The sequence below is a fragment of the Nocardia sp. NPDC059764 genome, from assembly GCF_042732555.1.
In the GTDB taxonomy this organism is placed as follows: domain Bacteria; phylum Actinomycetota; class Actinomycetes; order Mycobacteriales; family Mycobacteriaceae; genus Nocardia.
Genome location: NZ_JBHWHH010000069.1, coordinates 1 through 15,100 on the forward strand (window position 1 = coordinate 1; position 15,100 = coordinate 15,100).

Annotated in this window: 20 protein-coding genes; 15 read left to right on the forward strand and 5 right to left on the reverse strand. The window is 68.5% G+C overall.

All coding sequences use genetic code 11. The features are described 5' to 3' along the window. Positions 1-136 precede the first annotated feature (136 nt). A complete protein-coding gene (locus ACFV4K_RS17290; protein WP_379275878.1) occupies positions 137-379 on the forward strand; it encodes a hypothetical protein in 243 nt (80 codons plus the stop codon). An 88-nt stretch (positions 380-467) separates the two neighbouring features. Here the strand turns inward: ACFV4K_RS17290 and ACFV4K_RS17295 are convergent, their stop codons facing one another. Further along, complete coding sequence (locus ACFV4K_RS17295; RefSeq protein ID WP_379275880.1) at positions 468-788, reverse strand: hypothetical protein; 321 nt, start codon at positions 786-788, stop codon at positions 468-470. 184 nt (positions 789-972) lie between these two features. Here ACFV4K_RS17295 and hemB point away from each other — a divergent pair, with 184 nt between their 5' ends. The 5 genes from hemB (at position 973) to ACFV4K_RS17320 (ending at position 3,821) form a co-directional block, all read left to right on the forward strand. Then, positions 973-1,950, forward strand: coding sequence for a porphobilinogen synthase (gene hemB, locus ACFV4K_RS17300; RefSeq protein WP_379275882.1), 978 nt, complete (start codon positions 973-975; stop codon positions 1,948-1,950). Between the two features lie 31 nt (positions 1,951-1,981). After that, positions 1,982-2,491, forward strand: a complete 510-nt coding sequence (locus ACFV4K_RS17305) for a hypothetical protein (RefSeq protein WP_379275941.1) — start codon at positions 1,982-1,984, stop codon at positions 2,489-2,491. Positions 2,492-2,767: 276 nt separating this feature from the next. Further along, positions 2,768-3,280: a hypothetical protein gene (locus ACFV4K_RS17310; RefSeq protein WP_379275883.1), complete on the forward strand. Its 513-nt coding sequence runs from the start codon at positions 2,768-2,770 to the stop codon at positions 3,278-3,280. Next, positions 3,280-3,537, forward strand: coding sequence for a hypothetical protein (locus ACFV4K_RS17315; RefSeq protein WP_379275885.1), 258 nt, complete (start codon positions 3,280-3,282; stop codon positions 3,535-3,537). Before ACFV4K_RS17310 ends, ACFV4K_RS17315 begins: the two co-directional genes overlap by 1 nt. A gap of 59 nt (positions 3,538-3,596) precedes the next feature. Further along, on the forward strand, positions 3,597-3,821 hold the full coding sequence (locus tag ACFV4K_RS17320; RefSeq protein ID WP_379275887.1) for a hypothetical protein: 225 nt from the start codon (positions 3,597-3,599) through the stop codon (positions 3,819-3,821). Positions 3,822-3,867: 46 nt separating this feature from the next. Here ACFV4K_RS17320 and ACFV4K_RS17325 read toward each other — a convergent pair whose 3' ends face one another. Beyond that, positions 3,868-4,251 (reverse strand): hypothetical protein, encoded by a 384-nt coding sequence (locus tag ACFV4K_RS17325; RefSeq protein ID WP_379275888.1) that lies wholly within the window; start codon positions 4,249-4,251, stop codon positions 3,868-3,870. A 272-nt stretch (positions 4,252-4,523) separates the two neighbouring features. Between ACFV4K_RS17325 and hemL the strand changes: the two genes are divergently transcribed. The 7 genes from hemL to ACFV4K_RS17360 all read left to right on the forward strand — a co-directional run bounded on the left by hemL (position 4,524) and on the right by ACFV4K_RS17360 (position 12,554). Next, entirely contained in the window at positions 4,524-5,861 is a 1,338-nt protein-coding gene (hemL, locus tag ACFV4K_RS17330; RefSeq protein WP_379275890.1) for a glutamate-1-semialdehyde 2,1-aminomutase, read from the forward strand. 692 nt (positions 5,862-6,553) lie between these two features. Next, positions 6,554-7,159, forward strand: a complete 606-nt coding sequence (locus ACFV4K_RS17335; protein WP_379275943.1) for a histidine phosphatase family protein — start codon at positions 6,554-6,556, stop codon at positions 7,157-7,159. Further along, a complete protein-coding gene (locus tag ACFV4K_RS17340; protein ID WP_379275892.1) occupies positions 7,156-7,794 on the forward strand; it encodes a TlpA family protein disulfide reductase in 639 nt (212 codons plus the stop codon). The genes ACFV4K_RS17335 and ACFV4K_RS17340 overlap by 4 nt, the downstream gene beginning before the upstream one ends. 5 nt (positions 7,795-7,799) lie before the next feature. Further along, positions 7,800-8,624, forward strand: a complete 825-nt coding sequence (locus ACFV4K_RS17345) for a cytochrome c biogenesis CcdA family protein (protein ID WP_379275894.1) — start codon at positions 7,800-7,802, stop codon at positions 8,622-8,624. Position 8,625: 1 nt separating this feature from the next. Continuing rightward, the gene (locus tag ACFV4K_RS17350; RefSeq protein WP_379275896.1) at positions 8,626-10,245 is read left to right on the forward strand and encodes a cytochrome c biogenesis protein ResB; all 1,620 of its coding nucleotides are present in this window, start codon (positions 8,626-8,628) and stop codon (positions 10,243-10,245) included. Further along, a complete protein-coding gene (gene ccsB, locus ACFV4K_RS17355) occupies positions 10,245-11,222 on the forward strand; it encodes a c-type cytochrome biogenesis protein CcsB (protein WP_379275898.1) in 978 nt (325 codons plus the stop codon). Before ACFV4K_RS17350 ends, ccsB begins: the two co-directional genes overlap by 1 nt. A gap of 141 nt (positions 11,223-11,363) precedes the next feature. Then, on the forward strand, positions 11,364-12,554 hold the full coding sequence (locus ACFV4K_RS17360) for a Rieske 2Fe-2S domain-containing protein (protein WP_379275900.1): 1,191 nt from the start codon (positions 11,364-11,366) through the stop codon (positions 12,552-12,554). Positions 12,555-12,562: 8 nt separating this feature from the next. On the opposite strand, the gene ACFV4K_RS17365 is transcribed toward ACFV4K_RS17360, so the two are convergent. From ACFV4K_RS17365 to ACFV4K_RS17375, 3 genes are all read right to left on the reverse strand, one after another. After that, positions 12,563-12,763: a hypothetical protein gene (locus tag ACFV4K_RS17365; protein ID WP_357090996.1), complete on the reverse strand. Its 201-nt coding sequence runs from the start codon at positions 12,761-12,763 to the stop codon at positions 12,563-12,565. Between the two features lie 174 nt (positions 12,764-12,937). After that, positions 12,938-13,126 (reverse strand): hypothetical protein, encoded by a 189-nt coding sequence (locus ACFV4K_RS17370; protein ID WP_357090998.1) that lies wholly within the window; start codon positions 13,124-13,126, stop codon positions 12,938-12,940. An 82-nt stretch (positions 13,127-13,208) separates the two neighbouring features. After that, positions 13,209-13,439 carry a BldC family transcriptional regulator gene (locus ACFV4K_RS17375; protein ID WP_213559159.1) on the reverse strand — a complete coding sequence of 77 codons (231 nt, stop codon included), beginning with the start codon at positions 13,437-13,439 and terminating at the stop codon, positions 13,209-13,211. Between the two features lie 253 nt (positions 13,440-13,692). Between ACFV4K_RS17375 and ACFV4K_RS17380 the strand changes: the two genes are divergently transcribed. Next, complete coding sequence (locus ACFV4K_RS17380; protein ID WP_357091000.1) at positions 13,693-14,004, forward strand: DUF4229 domain-containing protein; 312 nt, start codon at positions 13,693-13,695, stop codon at positions 14,002-14,004. Next, positions 14,001-15,086 carry a PLP-dependent cysteine synthase family protein gene (locus ACFV4K_RS17385; RefSeq protein ID WP_379275903.1) on the forward strand — a complete coding sequence of 362 codons (1,086 nt, stop codon included), beginning with the start codon at positions 14,001-14,003 and terminating at the stop codon, positions 15,084-15,086. Before ACFV4K_RS17380 ends, ACFV4K_RS17385 begins: the two co-directional genes overlap by 4 nt. The last annotated feature ends 14 nt before the right edge of the window (positions 15,087-15,100 follow it).

Sequence of the window (15,100 nt, forward strand, 5' to 3'; positions counted from 1 at the left end):
TCGCCATCCTCGATCCTGGTGACTCCATGGGCTTCTCGCATTCGCCGGGTGGATGCCCAAGTAAATGGCGTCGTTTCATCCGGAAGCGAAATGCCTACGCTGCATTCGATATTCGATCTTCGAGAGGTGAACATTCATGAAGCGTGTAACAGTCGGCCTGATCGCGATGTGTGGAATCTCGCTGGGCGCGGGCCTGTCCCCAGCGGCGGCTCTCGCCGAGGCCCCGAGTGCGGCGGCGCCGGTCGCCGACGCGCCGGGGGTCAGCTCGTCCGGCATTCCCGCCGCGACCGTGCTGCAGACTCTGTTGAAGTGCTTGACCAGCGGTTCGAGTAATCCCGGCACGCCGGGATCGACCCAGACCGGCTGCCTGAACTCCTAGCACCCGGCATGTGCGGCGGAGGCTCGCCGGCGTCCGGTCGTGGGGACGTCGGCAGGCCTCCGCCGCGCTCAGCGGAGCCGCCCGGCGGTCAGCGCTGGGCCGCCATCAGGCGGCGGACCATGCGGCAGGTCGCATCCGAGGGCTGATGCACGCCGATGACTTCGGCTGTCTCCCTGATCTTTTCGTTGGTGGCCTGGTCGGGCCCGAAGGACCCGGAATCCAGGAGCGCGATGGCCAGCCGCATGGCCTTCAATCGCCGATTGTGCGAGACGTACCACGTGCGCGGCCGCCCCGCCGGCAGCGGCTGCTTGGCCAGCGGCCGCCACGCGTGATCGATGACCTCCCCCTTCTTCGGAACCCCGGTGCCCCGGTTCACCTTGCCGGACATGCTGGTAACGGCTGCGAGCACGGCCAATCCTCCCGTCGCGATCCGGGATCGCGCCGTCGAACGCGGCGCGATCCCTTCGAACACATCTTCGATTCTACTCGGACCCACTGACAAAAACGGCTGCTCACAATGACTTTGGTAGCCGGCCGGGCCCGGCGTCGGAGGCGCGCGCACCCCGGTCGCGAGCCGGGCATATCATGCGAGCATGACCGGAATGGACCGCCCTCGGCGGTTGCGCCGCACTCCCGCCATGCGTCGGCTCGTCGCCGAGACCAGCCTGGAGCCGCGGCACCTGATTCTGCCCATGTTCGTCGCCGACGGTATCGGCGAACCGCGTGAGATCTCCTCCATGCCAGGCGTTTTCCAACATTCGATGGACTCGCTGCGCAAGGCGGCCGCCGAAGCCGTGGCCGCGGGCGTGGGCGGGCTCATGCTCTTCGGCGTGCCGAAGCCCGAGGACAAGGATGCCCAGGGGAGCGGGGCCAGCGACCCGGACGGGATCCTGAACCGCGGCCTGTCCGCGCTGGTGTCCGAGGTCGGCGACTCGACGGTCGTCATGGCCGACACCTGCCTGGACGAATTCACCGACCACGGCCACTGCGGCGTGCTCGACCAGCACGGCGCGGTCGACAACGACGCCACCCTCGCCCGCTACGTCGAGATGGCGCTGGCGCAGGCCGCGACCGGCGCCGACCTGCTCGGCACCAGCGGCATGATGGACGGCCAGGTGGGTGCGATCCGCGCGGGCCTGGACGCCGCCGGATACACCGACACCGCCATCCTCGCCTACGCGGCCAAGTACGCTTCCGCGTTCTACGGCCCGTTCCGGGAGGCCGTCGGCTCCTCGCTGCAGGGCGATCGGCGCACCTACCAGCAGGATCCGGCCAACCGCCGGGAGGCGATCCGCGAGCTGGAACTGGATCTGCTCGAGGGCGCGGACATCGTCATGGTGAAGCCCGCCATGTCGTATCTGGACATCCTGCGCGAGGTCTCGGACCGGTCCACGGTGCCGGTGGCGGCCTATCAGATCTCCGGCGAGTACGCGATGATCACCGCGGCCGCCGAGCGCGGCTGGATCGACCGCAGGGGCGCGATCCTGGAATCGTTGCTCGGGATCCGGCGGGCGGGCGCGGACATGGTGCTCACCTACTGGGCCACCGAGGCCGCGCATTGGCTGTCCTGAACCGGAACGAGTAGCTCTGATCGTGAATCCCATGGTCCCGCCGAACGATCCGGCGCGTCCGGCGCCCGAAGACGTCGGCACGGCTTGTCAGCTCTGGTACGCCGCGCTCGGGGTCGGACTGGTGCAGTTGATCGCCTCGCTGATCGCACAGTTCGGGCAGCGGAACGAATTGGCGCAGCAGATGTTCGACCAGATGAAGGAGCAGCAACCGGCGATCACCCTGGCGCAGGTGGAGGTCTGGGCCGCCGTCGTGTTCGTGCTGGTCGCGGTGTTCTGGCTGGTGCTGTCCGGAGCCGGGGTGGCGGTGGTGTGGCAGCTGGGGCGCGGAAAGAACTGGGCCCGTGCGGTTCTCACCGGTTTCGGCATCTTCCTGGTGCTCGGCGCGGCGGCGACGCTGTTCGGTGTCGGCGCCAAGGAGGGCGGGGTGGCCGCGCTGGTCGCGGGCGGCGCGGGCATCGTCCAGGCGGTACTCGCCGGCGGGGCCGTATTCCTCTGCTACCGAAGCGAATCCGAGGCCTACTTCCGGCCGGGACCGCGCTAGGTTACCGCCGAGTTTGTTACGCGGGTGTCAACGCGTTATGGTGAGGGCAGTCACAGGTATTTCGGGAACCGGAAGCCGGGCCCGGGCGTTGTGCTCGGGTGTGCGGCGCCGGGAAGGCGGAGGCAACGATGCGAGTGGTGATCCAGCAGCCGCACAGCCTGCGGCGCGATGTCGCGGTGCTGAGCTTGTTGTTCCTCTTCGGTCTGCTGACCCTCGCCGTACTCCTGATTCCGGGCCTGGCCCACTGAGTCGTTCCGCGATCTTTACGCTCGACCTATGAGTGAGGCCATCAACGCCCCCGGGGCCGTGCTGTTCTCCGAACCCGGCGCGCGCTGGCGGACCATCGCCTATGGACCCGCGATGTGCGCGATCATCCTGGGCATCGAGCTGATCCGCGGCGGTGACATCCACTGGTTCGGGCTCGCCTTCTGCGCCGTGCTGCTGGCCGGGTTCGTCTGGTTGCAGGTGATCGCGGGCAAGCGGCACATCAGTGTCGAGCTGACCCCCGAGCAGCTGCGCGAGGGCACCGAGGTGGTGCCGTTGCGCGACATCGCCGAGGTGCTGCCCGAAGACGACGAGGAGTCCTGGGATTATGAGGACTGGCAGTCCGCGCGGGCGCTGGGCGAGCTGACCGGAGTACCGCGGCGGCGCAAGGGAATCGGCCTGAAACTGACCGACGGTCGGCTGGTGCAGGCGTGGGCGCGTGACCATGTCACGCTGCGCGCGGCGCTGACCGAGGCCTTGGGTCGCCCGCGTGGGACCGACGACGAGCCTCGGGAGGCGCTGTGATGCGGTGGCTGACGATAGCGGCCGAGATCGTGCTGGTGCCGGTGCTGGCCGTCGCGGCGGTGTGGTGCTGGCGGCACGGGGTGCAGACCACGGTGTTCAAGGCGCAGGGGGAGGCGCCGTCATTCGGTGCGACCCGCTACGTCGGGCCCTGGCTGGCGGGGTCCGCGGCGCTGGTGATCATGGCCGGACTGTCGCTGATCGACGGGACCGCGCGGGCGGTTCGCGCTCGGCGAGCCGGGTCCGACACGCCGTATTGAGGGGTGCGAAGTCGGTTTTCGCCTCGGTCTGCCTCGGACCGGCGCGGAGAATCATCGGCATGAAGCGCACAGAACTCGTGAAACGCATCGCCCCCGCGGTGCTGGCCGCGGGGTTCGTCGGCGCTGTGGTCGTGGCTCCGGCCGCCGCGGCCCCGGTCGATACCGTCCCGGATTACCGGTCACCGCTGGTGGCGACATCCTGGCAAGACCTACTACCGCCCCCGCTGAACTGCCTGCTGTCCACCGGATGGGCGGCGTTCTGTCTGGGGATTCCGCTCCCGTAGCGGAGGGTGCGGCGGCGCGACCGCAGACCGCGCCGCCGTCTCCGCCTCAATTCCAGTTCTGGTAAACATCCAGCACGCGACCGCCCTTGGTGCCGGGCAGGTTCACGAACAGGGTCACCGTGCCGTCGGGATGATCGGCGGCCTCCATCATCACCTGACGCAGGGAGGCGTGTACGCCGCCCTTGTCGTCCTTGTAGATGGTGGTGTCGGGCTCCAGGCCCGCGCCCATCCGGCTCAACGGCACGAATATGCTGACTACCGCGGGTAAGGGCCCATCGGCGATGGCGACCGTCTCTTGATGCGACAGCGCCACCCCCACCCGCCCCTGGTCGATCTGCACCAGCGGCACCCCGGCCTGCGCCACCCCGGGCGCGGCGGCCAGACCGGCCGCCACCGCGATGATCCCTACCCCGAACCGAACGACCCGCATACGTCCCGCCCTCTCTCCGAAGCCGTTTCCTACGTCGAGACCTTACGCATCAGCTATCTAGTAGCGAATTACGTTGTCCGAATCTCATTTCGGCGTGTTGCTCGGATCCGCGTCATCGAGGACCCGCTCGCCGGCTCCCATGATCTCAGCCGTCGGCCGTCGAGATGCGCGCTTCGATCCAGGGTGCGAAGATGTCGGGTTGGCTGTGGGAAGAGCCACTCGACTACACCCTGTCGTCGACGGAGGCGGGGGCGGCTGAGAGACTGGGTGCCGTGAGTTCTTCTCCGCGTGTGAGCCAGGCGTCGGTCCCGGTCTCAGCCCACCTTTTCGAACGCGCCGCGGCGGTCATTCCCGGCGGCGTGAATTCGCCGGTGCGGGCGTTCAATTCCGTGGGCGGCACGCCGCGGTTCATCGCCTCCGCGCGCGGGTGCACGCTGACCGACGCCGACGGCAACGACTACGTGGACCTGGTGTGCTCATGGGGCCCGATGATCCTCGGGCACGCGCACCCGGTGGTCGTCGAGGCCGTGCAGCGGGCCGCCACCGGCGGTCTGTCCTTCGGCGCGCCGACCGAAGCCGAAATCGAACTCGCCGAGGTCATCGCGGCCCGGGTCACTCCGGTCGACCGGGTCCGCCTGGTGAACTCGGGCACCGAGGCCACCATGAGCGCGGTCCGGCTGGCCCGCGGCTTCACCGGCCGCACCAAGATCGTGAAGTTCAGCGGCTGCTACCACGGGCACGTGGACGCGCTGCTGGCCGACGCCGGCTCCGGCGTCGCCACCCTGGGCCTGCCCACCTCGCCCGGCGTCACCGGCGCCCAGGCCGCCGACACCCTGGTGCTGCCCTACAACGACCTCGAGGCCGTGGCCGCCGCCTTCGCCGCCCACCCGGGCGAGATCGCGTGCGTCATCACCGAGGCCGCCGCGGGCAATATGGGCGCGGTCGCGCCGGTCCCCGGTTTCAACGAGGGACTGCGCCGGCTCACCACCGAGCACGGCGCGCTGCTGATCATGGACGAGGTCATGACCGGTTTCCGGGTCAGCCACTCGGGCTGGTTCGGCATCGACGGCGTGGCCGGCGACCTGTACACCTTCGGCAAGGTGATGAGCGGCGGCCTGCCCGCCGCCGCGTTCGGCGGACGCGCCGACATCATGAACCACCTGGCCCCGCTCGGCCCGGTCTACCAGGCGGGCACCCTGTCCGGGAACCCGGTCGCGGTGGCCGCGGGCCTGGCCACGCTGCGCACCGCCGACGAGTCGGTGTACGCCACCCTGAACAAGAATTCCGAGCGTCTGGGCGGGCTGCTCACCGAGGCGCTGACCGCCGAAGGCGTCGCGCACCGGGTGCAATTCGCGGGCAATATGGTGAGCGTGTTCTTCGCCGAGAACCCGGTCACCGACTACGCCGCCGCCAAGGCCGCCGAGACCTGGCGTTTCCCAGCCTTCTTCCACGCGCTGCTGGATGCCGGTGTGTACGCGCCCCCGAGCGCCTTCGAAGCGTGGTTCGTCTCGGCCGCTCTCGACGAGGACGCGTTCGACCGCATCGCCGCCGCCCTCCCCGCCGCCGCGCGCGCCGCGGCGGCCGCCACTCCCGAAGGATCCGCCGCGTGAGCTCCGTCCACCCCGACTCGGGCGTACCCGCCCCCGCCCAGCACGAGGCTCCTCTCTCCGCCGAAGAGGCCACCCGCCTCCTGGACTCCATCCGCCAAGCCGAGGACGAACTCGCCGAGACCGGTGAGAACATCGCTGTCGCCCCGGCGGGTGACGTGACCACCCCGGTGGCCGAACCCCGGCCCGCCGCAACGGAATCCGATGATTCCGGCGTGGTCGTGGCCGACGACCCCGAGCCGGTCTTCGAGGCCGCGGTCGCCGCCGCCGAGCAGTTCGCCGCCGCCCGGGCCGAGGTGCCCGCCGAGCCGGTGGTCCCCGCGCCCGCGGAGGCTGTGGCGCCCGCGACCGCCGAGATCGTCGAGCCCGCGATCACCGAAGCTGTGGCGCCCGCGACCGCCGGAGTCGTCGAGCCCGCGCCCGCGGAGGCTGTGGCGTCCGCGACGGCCGGGGTTGTCGAGCCCGCGATCACCGAAGCTGTGGTGCCCGCGACCGCCGGGGCCGTGGAATCCGCCCCCGCCGCGTTCTCGTCCGAGATCGTCGTCGAGGTCGATCCCCGGACCGACGAGTCCGTCGTCGCGGAATCCGACTTCACCGTCGCCGACACCGAGGTTCCCGCCCCGGCCTCCGGCACCGGCGGCGGCCTGGTCCTCCCCGGTGACGTGGCCAGCGACGTGGAGACGATCGTCCACGTCATGCGTCACGGCGAGGTCCACAATCCGAACGCTGTCCTCTACGGCCGCCTGCCCGGTTTCCAGCTGTCGGTGACCGGCCGCGCGCAGGCCCAGGCCGTGGCGCGTTCGCTGTCCGATCACGACATCGCGCTGGTGGTGGCCTCGCCGCTGCAGCGCGCGCAGGAGACCGCGGATCCGATCGCCGAGGGCCACGGCCTGATCATCCGCACCGACGACAATCTGATCGAGGCGGGCAACACCTTCGAGGGCCTGCGGGTCTCGGCGAGTGACGGCGCGCTGCGCAAGCCCCGCCACTGGTGGAAGCTGCGCGACCCGTTCACCCCGTCCTGGGGTGAGCCGTATCTGCAGATCGCGCACCGCATGCTGGCCGCGGTGAACAAAGCGCGGGTGGAGGCCGCCGGTCGCGAGGCCGTGCTGGTGTCGCATCAGCTGCCGGTGTGGACGCTGCGCCGCTTCCTGCAGGGGCAGCGCCTGTGGCACGACCCGCGGAACCGGCAGTGCTCGCTGGCGTCGCTGACTTCCCTGGTCTACCAGGGCGATACGTTGATCGACATCGTCTACTCGGAGCCCGCCGGCGCCTCCGATCCCACGGTGACCGGGGCATGAGCCGCGCCATCGCGTCCCGGTCCGCGTTCGTCCGTCACCCGCTGCGGCGGGTGGCGGGCCTGCTGGCGGGGTTGACCGTGGTGGCCCTGCTCGCCGGGTGCACGACGGCGGGCAAGGACGCGGTGGCCCAGGGCGGCACCTTCGATTTCGTCTCGCCGGGCGGCAAGACGGAGATCTTCTACGATCCGCCGTCCGCGCGCGGCACCATCGGCAAGCTGTCCGGCCCGGATCTGATGCACGACGGCAAGACCACGGCGGTGGACGATTTCCCCGGCAAGGTCGTGGTGCTCAACATCTGGGGCCAGTGGTGTGGCCCGTGCCGCGCGGAAGTCGGTGCGCTGGAACAGGTTTACGAGGCGACCAAGGACAACGGCGTCGCCTTCCTGGGCATCAACGTGCGCGACAACCAGAAGGACAAGGCCCAGGATTTCGTGACCGACAACAAGGTCGGTTACCCCTCCATCTACGACCCGGCCATGCGCAGCCTGCTCGCGCTCGGCGGCAAGTTCCCGACCAGCGTCATCCCCACCACCATCGTGCTGGACAAGCAGCATCGGGTGGCGGCGGTGTTCCTGCGCAGCCTGCTGGCCGAGGACCTGCGGCCGGTGGTGGATCGACTGGCGGCCGAGCAGTGAATCACGTGACCTACCTGGCGAGCGTGGGGGATTCGTTCCAGCAGACCGCCGCCTCCGGACCGCTGCTGCTCGCGCTGGGCGCGTGCCTGCTGGCGGGCCTGGTGTCGTTCGCCTCGCCGTGCGTGGTGCCCTTGGTTCCCGGCTACCTGTCGTATCTGGCGGGCGTGGTCGGCGCGGAGGCCCCGCCGGTGACGGTGGAGTCGGCGCGGAGCGCGAAAACCGCCGTGGCGGGCCGCAATTCGGCGCGCCTGCGGGTGGCGGGCGCGGCGGCGCTGTTCGTGGCGGGCTTCACCGTCGTGTTCGTGCTGGCCGCCACCACCGTGTTCGGCACCATGCAGGCGCTGACCCTCAATCGTGAACTGCTGCAACGGGTCGGCGGCGTGGTGACCATCGTGATGGGTCTGGCCTTCATCGGCCTGATCCCGATGCTGCAGCGCGACACCCGCATGGAGCCGCGCCGGTTCACCGGCCTCATCGGGGCTCCGCTGCTGGGCGCGGTGTTCGCGCTCGGCTGGACCCCGTGCCTGGGCCCGACGCTGTCCGGTGTGATGGCGGTGTCGGCGGGCACCGAGGGCACCACCGCGGTGCGCGGCGTGGCGCTGATCGTGGCCTACTGCCTCGGCCTGGGGCTGCCGTTCATCATCCTGGCGTTCGGCTCGGCGACCGCGTTGCGGGCCGTCGGCTGGCTGCGCCGTAATTCCCGCACCATCCAGGTGACCGGCGGGCTGCTGTTGGTGGCCGTTGGCATCGCCCTGGTGACCGGATCGTGGGACGTGTTCGTCTCCTGGGTCCGCGACGCCTTCGTCTCGAATGTGACCCTGCCGATCTGACATGACTGCCACCATCGAAACCCCCAGCGCCCCCGCTCGTCCGCCGCGTCAGTCGCCGCCGCGCCGCGTCCTCGGTCTGCTCCGCAACACCTGGCGCGGCCTGACCAGCATGCGCACCGCGCTCATGCTGCTGTTCCTGCTGGCCCTGGCCGCCATTCCGGGCGCGCTGCTGCCGCAGCGCAGCCTCAACGCGGGCAAGGTCGACGACTACATCCGCAATCGCGCGACCCTGGGTCCGTGGATGGACCGGCTGCAGCTGTTCGACGTGTTCTCCAGCTTCTGGTTCACGGCCGTCTACGTGCTGCTGTTCGTATCGCTGGTGGGCTGCATCCTGCCGCGCTGCGTGGACCACTACCGAGCCTTGCGTGCGCCGCTGACCAGGGCCCCGCGCAACCTGTTCCGGCTGCCGCACCACTGGTCCGGCACCGACGCGGAGACCCCGGAACAGGTGCTGGACCGGGCCCGCGGCCAGATGCGCGGCTGGCGCACGGTGGTGCAGCCGGGCGATCGCGACGGGGAGCTGACCCTGTCCGCGGAGAAGGGCTACACCCGCGAGCTCGGCAACCTGGTCTTCCACCTCGCCCTGGTGGGCCTGCTGGCGGCGATCGCGATCGGCAAGCTGTTCGGCTACGAGGGCAATGTCGTGGTGCTCGCCAATGACGGCCCCGGCTTCTGCACCACCTCGCCCGCCGTGTTCGACTCGTTCCGCGCGGGCAATGTCAACGACGGCACCGGGCTGACCCCGATGTGCGTGCGGGTCAAGGACTTCAAGGCCGACTACCTGAAGAACGGTCAGGCGGCGATGTTCACCTCGAACATCCAGTACCAGACCGGCGCCGACCTGGCCTCCGGGACATGGAACGACACCACCATCCAGGTGAATCACCCGCTGCGCGTCGCCGGTGACCGGGTGTACCTGCAGGGCCACGGTTTCGCGCCCAAGTTCACGGTGACCTTCCCGAACGGGCAGACCCGCACCGAGGCCATCCAGTGGAAGCCGGACGACGCCTCCACCTTCCTGTCCTCGGGCGTGCTGCGCGTCGATCCGCCGGGCGGCATGTATCCGAGCGAGGAGGAGCGCCGCAAGCATCAGGTGGCGATCCAGGGCCTGTTCGCGCCGACCGCGCTCATGCACGGCCAGCTGCTCACCTCGCGGTATCCGGCGATGAACGATCCCGCGGTGGCGATCGACATCTACAAGGGCGACACCGGTCTGGACACCGGCCGCGCGCAGTCGCTGTTCGCGCTGGATCCGGAGATGATCAAGCAGGGACGCCTGGTGAAGGAACAGCGGGTGAACCTGAAGCCGGGGGAGACCGCGACCCTGTCCGACGGCACCAAGGTGACCTTCGACGGCGCGGAAGAGTTCGTGAACCTGCAGGTCTCGCACGATCCGGCGCAGCAGTGGGTGCTGGTGTCGGCGTTGACCATGATGGCGGGCCTGCTGGTGTCGCTGTTGGTGAAGCGCCGTCGCATCTGGTTGCGGGTGTACCCCGGCGAGGCGTCCGACGGTGTACGACGTACCGTAGTAGAAATGGGTGGTTTGGCCCGCACCGACCAGGCCGGCTGGGGCGGCGAGTTCGACCGCCTGCGTGAGCGGCTGCTGACGGGAGAGAAGTAATGCCGATCGACGAGAATCTCGCCTCCTACAGCGATCTCGGATTCAAATCGGCCGTCGTGATCTACGCGCTGGTCTGGATCATGCTGGTCTGGCAGTTCGCCCTTACCCGTACGGTGCCGACCACCACCCGCGAACTGGTCACCGCCGGTGGCGGTTCCGAGCCGCCCGCGCCGAACGCGCCCGGCAAGGTGGAGTCCCGCGGCGCCGGCCGCCCCTTCTCGGAGCGGCTCGGCAATATGGGCTTCGCGGTCCTGTTCGTCGGCTTCGGCGTGCACGTGGCCTCGATCGTCCTGCGCGGCTTCGCGACCCACCGTTTCCCGCTGGGCAATATGTTCGAGTTCATCTCGATGGCCTGTGCCGCCGCGGTCCTGCTCGGCCTGGTCCTGCTGAACGATCAGCGCTACCGCGGCATGTGGTCCTTCCTGCTGACCCCGGTCCTGATCCTGCTGTTCCTGGCGGGCACCAAGCTGCACGTGGACGCGGCACCCGTCGTTCCCGCCCTGAAGTCCTACTGGCTGCCGATCCACGTCACCGTGATCTCGATCGGTTCGGGCGTCTTCCTGGTCTCGGGTATCGCGAGCCTGCTGTTCCTGTTCCGCATCTGGCAGCCCGCGGGCGCGGAGGCCGACAATATCTGGGGCCAGCTGGCCCGCCGTCTCCCCGACGCCCAGCTCCTGGACCGCCTGGCCTACCGCACCACCATCATCGGCTTCCCCATCTTCGGCGCGGGCGTCATCCTGGGCGCGATCTGGGCCGAGGCGGCCTGGGGCCGCTTCTGGGGCTGGGACCCGAAGGAGACCTGCTCCTTCATCGCCTGGGTCCTCTACGCCGCCTATCTGCACGCCCGTGCCACCTCCGGCTGGCGCGACACCAAGGCGGCCTGGATCAACATCGCCGGTTTCGTCGCGATGCTCTTCAACCTCTTCATCATCAATATCGTGGTCAGCGGCCTGCACTCGTATGCCGGACTGAACTGATCCCGCTGTTCTCGAAGGCCCCGGCGCATCCGTGCCGGGGCCTTCTTCGTGCTGGCACTACCCCTGAGTGCTGTTGCGCTGTACGGTATTAAGCGACAGTGATTAGAACGCGTTCTAGTTTTCAGTGAAGGGGAGCTCGAGATGGCAGTGACGCCGGAGGCCCGGGTTCGTAAGGTGCGCGAGATCGATGTGGGCGAGGCGCCCTCGCGGTACGCGCGGGGATGGCACTGCCTCGGACTGGCCGGCACGTTCCGCGACGGTAAGCCGCACCAGGTTTCGGCCTTCGGGACCAAGCTGGTGATCTTCGCCGACAGCAAGAACGAACTGCACGTGCTCGACTCGTACTGCCGCCACCTCGGCGGCGATCTGAGCATGGGTGAGGTCAAGGGCGACTCCATCGCCTGCCCGTTCCACGACTGGCGCTGGGGCGGCAACGGCAAGTGCACCGGCATCCCCTATGCCCGCCGGGTGCCGCCGCTGGCCCGCACGCGCTCATGGATCACCTTGGAGCGCAACGGACAGCTGTTCGTGTGGCACGACCACGAGGGCAACCCGCCCACCGACGAGGTGACGATCCCCTACATCGAGGGCCCGTTCACCGACGCCGACGGCAACGGCCTGGAGACGATCGGCGACGGCTGGACCGACTGGACCTGGGAGTCCATGATCATCGAGGGCTCCAACTGCCGCGAGATCATCGACAACGTGGTCGACATGGCCCACTTCTTCTACATCCACTACGCCTACCCGACGTACTTCAAGAACGTCTTCGAGGGCCACATCGCGACCCAGTACCTGGACTCCACGGCCCGCCCGGACAAGGGCATGGCCACCCAGTACGGCGGCGACTCCACCCTGAAGTCGGTGGCCTCGTACTTCGGCCCGTCGTACATGGTCAATCCGCTGATCAACAACTACAGCGGCTTCGAGCTCGAGACCGTGCTGATCAACTGCCACTACCCGATCTCGCAGGACGCCTTCGTGCTGCAGTACGGCATGTCGGTGCGCAAGCCGCAGGGTGTGGACGACGCCCAGGCGGACAAGATCGCCAAGAAGATGACCAAGGGCATCGGCGACGGCTTCCTGCAGGACGTCGAGATCTGGAAGCACAAGTCCAAGATCGAGAACCCGCTGCTGACCGAGGAGGACGGCCCGGTCTACCAGTTGCGCCGCTGGTACGACCAGTTCTACGTGGACGTCGCCGACATCGACCCGAAGTCGGTGCAGCGCTTCGAGTTCGAGGTCGACACCACCAAGGCGAACGAGGCCTGGGAGGCCGAGGTCGCCGAGAACCTGCGCCGCAAGGCGGAGGAGGACGCCCTCCGCCACTGAGGGTTTGCTCAGCCGGGCTCGTACTCGCCTAGTTCGACGTCGGTCATCCGCACCTGACCCCGGGTCAGCGGCTCGTAGTCCGCGCCCGATTCCTCACGGATCAGGTGCATGTCCGATAGTTGCCCGTGCCGCTCGGCCCGCCGTGCGGCGGCTCGTTCGTCCCCGGCTTTGCGCCGGGCGTCCTGCGACAGGTTCTGTTCACGCTCCATCAGGCACCTCCGGATGGGCCCCGCTGTGAAACCGGACTGCCCCAGTATGCGCGTGTCGGGGGCGGACCAGACCCGGAAAAAAACGACGATCCCCCGTGGGCTGCGCCGAAGCGGTTCCACGGGGGATGGTCACATATATCGCTATGGCTACTTCATTGGCGGAACTTCGGTGAATCAGGTGGATTCGCCGTCGCGATGCTCTCGGGAGAGCCTGGCTAGGAAATCCGGATCGTCTTCGGGACCGATAATGCGGTTGCGCCGAGCGGGTGCTGGGCCGGTGCCGGCCGATCGCTGGGGTCCGAAGGCCTTCCAGCACAGCATCGCGACGGTCACTACCGCGATGAGTGCCAACAGGTACGCCACGTCGCTCACCTCCTGACTTCGAGGGTAATCCGAGCGCGTACCCGCGGCACGTGAAGCGGGCGGTAATCCGTGAAAATCGGTGCTACACGCGGGCCTCGGTGGTGAGGGACCGCAGGAGTTGCAGAACTTCGGACTCCCGGAACCGGCGGTGACCGCCCGGAGTCCGCAGGGAGCCGAGCCGACCCGCGTGAGCCCACCGGGTCACGGTCTTCGGATCGACATGGAACATGGCAGCGACTTGGCCTGGGGTGAGCAGGGTGTCCTGACCGGTGACGGAACCCAATGCGCGGCTCGCCGCGGTGAACGCAGTCATTCGCAAACCTTTCCGTTTCGACAGATCCCTCATCAGTAGCGACATCGTTGCACTGCACCCCCCGGGTGTTCGAACGGTCTCGCTTTGGTAAAGAGGAAGTAATAGACAAAACGGATATCCGTTATGTGTTTACGGTCACGTTTGGCCGCGCCACAGCGAACGGCTAGCGACATACAGACCGGTTGGCCTGTCTGACCTGGGCGGACGAGGGTCGCGGCCGTTTCCCGATCCGCCGTCGCCTAGTCTGGACCGCGTGAGTGAAGCAACCCGACCCGACGGTGCGGGCCGTAGCCTGGCGCGCAATCTGGCCCTCTACACGGTGGCCCGGCTCGGGCTGGTCGCCGTCATCACCGCGATCATCGTGGGCGTCGCCGCCGCGGTGAAGGTGTCCATTCCCCTCATCGTCGCCCTGCTGTTCGCGCTGCTCATCGCGATGCCGCTGTCGCTGGTGCTGTTCAAGAAGCTGCGGACCCAGGTGAACCGGGACATCGCCGCCGTGGACGCCAAGCGCCGCGCGGACCGCGACCAGCTGCGCTCGAGGCTGCAGGGCAAGGGCGAGCAGTGAAACGCTGCGATCGCAGCGCACCCCGGGACTGGGTGGACAATGCCGTCCGGCTCATCGACGCGGACTCCCAGCGCAGCGCGGACACGCATTTGCTGCGCTACCCGCTGCCCCCGGAGTGGGGCGTTCAGCTGTACCTGAAGGACGAATCCACCCATCCGACGGGCAGTCTCAAGCACCGGCTGGCGAGATCGCTGTTCCTCTACGCCATTTGCAACGGCTGGGTCACCGAGGGCACCACGGTGGTGGAGGCTTCGTCAGGATCGACCGCGATCAGCGAGGCCTACTTCGCCAAGATGCTGGGCCTGGACTTCGTGGCCGTGGTCCCGGCGAAGACGTCTCCGGAGAAGCTGGCCCTGATCGAGGCCCAGGGTGGACGCTGTCACCTGGTCGAACGCGCCCCCGACATCTACTCCGAGGCAGCGCGATTGGCGGCCGAGACCGGCGGCCACTACATGGACCAGTTCACCAATGCCGAGCGTGCCACCGACTGGCGCGGCAACAACAACATCGCGGAATCCATCTTCCAGCAGATGACCCTGGAGACCCATCCGGTGCCGGCGTGGGTGGTGGTGGGTGCGGGGACCGGCGGTACCGGCGCGACCATCGGCCGCTACCTGCGCTACAAGCGGCACGAGACCCGGCTGGCCGTGGTGGATCCGGAGAACTCGGCGTTCTACGGCGGTTACGAGCTCGATGACCTGGGCTATCAGACCGATATGCCGTCCCGGATCGAGGGCATCGGGCGGCCGCGGGTGGAACCGTCGTTCATTCCGACGGTGGTGGACTGCATGATCGAGGTGCCCGACGCGGCCTCGGTGGCGACCACGCGGCACGCGAGCACGGTGCTGGGCCGGCGGGTGGGCGGCTCCACGGGCACCAATCTGTGGGGGGCCTTTGCGCTGATTGCCGAGATGATCGCCGCGAACCGTACCGGCAGTGTGGTGACGCTGCTCTGTGACGGCGGAGACCGTTATGCCGGAACCTATTTCAATGACGAATGGGTTGCCGACCAGGGGCTGAGCTTGGCCGAGCCGACCGCGGTGCTGACCGAATTCATCGCTACCGGCACTTGGTCGGGCTAGTTTTCGCACGGCAC